The organism is Helicobacter didelphidarum, from assembly GCF_003364195.1.
Lineage (GTDB): Bacteria > Campylobacterota > Campylobacteria > Campylobacterales > Helicobacteraceae > Helicobacter_A > Helicobacter_A didelphidarum.
In genome coordinates, this window is record NZ_NXLQ01000085.1 from 1 (window position 1) to 2,627 (window position 2,627).

5 protein-coding genes are annotated in these 2,627 nt (G+C 32.4%); all 5 read right to left on the minus strand.

The features are described 5' to 3' along the window. Nucleotides 1-227, minus strand: a 227-nt coding sequence (locus CQA53_RS10790; RefSeq protein WP_220272091.1) for a hypothetical protein, incomplete at its 3' end; no start/stop codon positions are given. A gap of 30 nt (nt 228-257) precedes the next feature. Further along, nucleotides 258-1,031: a T6SS effector amidase Tae4 family protein gene (locus CQA53_RS10795; protein WP_115543951.1), complete on the minus strand. Its 774-nt coding sequence runs from the start codon at nt 1,029-1,031 to the stop codon at nt 258-260. Continuing rightward, nucleotides 1,010-1,522: a hypothetical protein gene (locus CQA53_RS10800; protein WP_115543952.1), complete on the minus strand. Its 513-nt coding sequence runs from the start codon at nt 1,520-1,522 to the stop codon at nt 1,010-1,012. Before CQA53_RS10800 ends, CQA53_RS10795 begins: the two co-directional genes overlap by 22 nt. Further along, nucleotides 1,519-1,932, minus strand: a complete 414-nt coding sequence (locus CQA53_RS10805; protein WP_115543953.1) for a hypothetical protein — start codon at nt 1,930-1,932, stop codon at nt 1,519-1,521. The genes CQA53_RS10800 and CQA53_RS10805 overlap by 4 nt, the downstream gene beginning before the upstream one ends. After that, entirely contained in the window at nt 1,916-2,311 is a 396-nt protein-coding gene (locus CQA53_RS10810; protein ID WP_115543954.1) for a hypothetical protein, read from the minus strand. The genes CQA53_RS10805 and CQA53_RS10810 overlap by 17 nt, the downstream gene beginning before the upstream one ends. Nucleotides 2,312-2,627: the final 316 nt, after the last annotated feature.

A 2,627-nucleotide genomic window follows, 5' to 3' on the forward strand; every position in this document is an offset into this window, starting at 1 on the left:
CTAGAATCTGATAAATGAGAATCTCTTAAATAAGATGAATGATTTGAATCTTGATTGAAATGAGAATCTCTATCTAATATATTAGAATCCCTATTACTTAAATCTCTCCTCTCTCTATCATTTATATTATTACTCCCATCTACCTTATCACTTGCCTTACTACTCCTCTCTCTATCATCTGCATTGCTATCATTCTCTGTAGCATAAGAATACATAGCAACAAGCATTGTTAATGCTATTATTTTTATATAATCCCCTTATAATAAATCCCAAAAATATAAATCCTGCATTATATATTGCGACTCATTAAGATAATTAGGACTTATACCTAAGGCTGTATCTATAAAATTATCTATTTCCCATAGAGTGGTATGTCGCAACCCATCTGTGCCACGCATAGCAATAATACCTTTTCTTTGGATAGATTGTAATTCTTTGAAAAATTGTATATTTTGCTCTTTTGTATCCATTTTATGGTAAAAATCCTCTGAACAACCACATTTTATCTTTTCTTTTACTTGAGTATAAATAGGCTTTCTCCAAGTTAATTCTTTCCAGTTGAATTTTAAAAGGTCAATAATATCAGGCACTCCCAGATAATAAGTATATTTATCATCTCCTTTATAGCCTCTTTTTGCAACTTGTTTAGCCATAGTATTTATGGGGTGTGTACTATGATTGAGTGCATAGCTGACACGCAGGGCGCAAGTATTTACATAAGCTCTTTTATCACTATCAAACAACGCTTTTACTGCACCACCAATTTGCCAATATCTTGGTTCTGCAAATTCTATTGATACAATCCAAGAAGATTCTGTGTCGGCGAATTCTTGTGCTTCTTCATCTGTTTTTCCTTGACTTATAGCTCTATTATATAATTCATTGTATAGCAATTCTTTTCGTGCTTTGTAGGTCTCAACATCAAACTTGCTTATTTTATCATACGCTACTTCCACACTCTTAAAACTCGGTCTTTGAATATTTATTGTAACCTCTAAATTAGCACATTTTACTTTACAAGTTCTTGACACGCCCCCTCCTCATAATCATAATTGCCTTTTGCAACTTCATTTCTTATATGCTTACAATCTCTCATTATACGCACTATTTGCTCTTCGTATGTCTTAGATTCATACATATCAAGACACCCATCAAGTATGCTTGGTATTCCTTGTCGCTTCATCGTCGTTATTTGTGTATCGACATATTGTTTAATCACTCCAAGCTCTAAATCAATTCTCGCCTCTACTTTTGGGTCATCTTGTGTAGCGTGATGATTTAAATGATAAGATATGGCAGGGCAGAGTTTCTCCATTCTCTCTAGTTTTTCAATATCTGTATTATCATAATATAACAGACAATACCTCAAACCCCAACGCATATAATATTTCTCTAAATTATCATTTTTATCGTTATGGGGAGGGTTTGATAAATGTTTAAAGGCTGAGGCTTCTTTGGGTATATGTGGCTCTGCACTACACATACAAGCTATCATCACATATATTATAACAAACTTTTTCATTTCATGCCCACCCTAAATACATTCATAATTACCACTTCATTATCCTTAACCCTGCCTTTTAAACTTATGGTGTTGTCATTGATGTTTGCATTTATTTCTACATATTCTCCATCTTCATAATCTTTGGTGATGATATGTAAATTCAAATCATCTTGACACTTAGAATTATTTTTTATCCTTTCACATTCCTTTCCATAGCTAAAATACATATCAAGGATTTGTTTGTTTATATTCTCTTTATTTGTGAAAGGAGAATCTTGATTGGAATCTTTGTTTCTATCATCTGTATTATTAGCATTTATAGTAGCATCTTTATTTGTCTCATCACTCTTTGTTTGATGAGAGTTACTTTGAGATTCTATGTTATCACTAGAATCTTGATTAGAATCTCCATCATCTCCTGTTTTCATTTGGATTCTCATCTATATCACTTGCAAGATTATCACTATCATCAAGATAGACTTCATTATTTGGACTCTTCGTTTGGATTTGGATAGGGAATCCTTTATCAGTTAAGATTGTATGTATTTGACTTTGAAGTATCACACCTTCATTATTGACTTCTAGCATACTTGATATAGCATTTGGTGGGATAGTAGCGATACAAGAACAAGGAGTAGGGAATCCTGCAATAGAGTTAGTGCAACCAACGATACTTGCATTGAGTAAATCACTTTGTGTGATAACTCCTGCACCTTCTATCTCTAAGAGTGATCCATTATTACTTTTAAGATTTATTATACCATTATGAGGACAGATGAGTATGTCAGATTCTAAGAGAGGATACAAAGGGATTCCTTTATTAAAATAGTGATATAGATTCTATTATAATTTATTCTAATAGCAAAGAAACTATAGAATCTTAGGTTGTTTTAATGCTATCATAAAGATTATGGTTTTAGTGCTATGGATTATAGTATATATTATTTGAGATTGGGGAATCTAAATATATTAAAGAATCTTAAACACTTTAGCTTACTAGATTGCCACGAGGCTAAAGCCTCTCGCAATGACAGATTGATTCACTAGATTCCTACACATTGCAAACAAGTCTTGCAATGATAGATTAGATAGGTGGATTACTCGCAATAACAATACCTTTAGA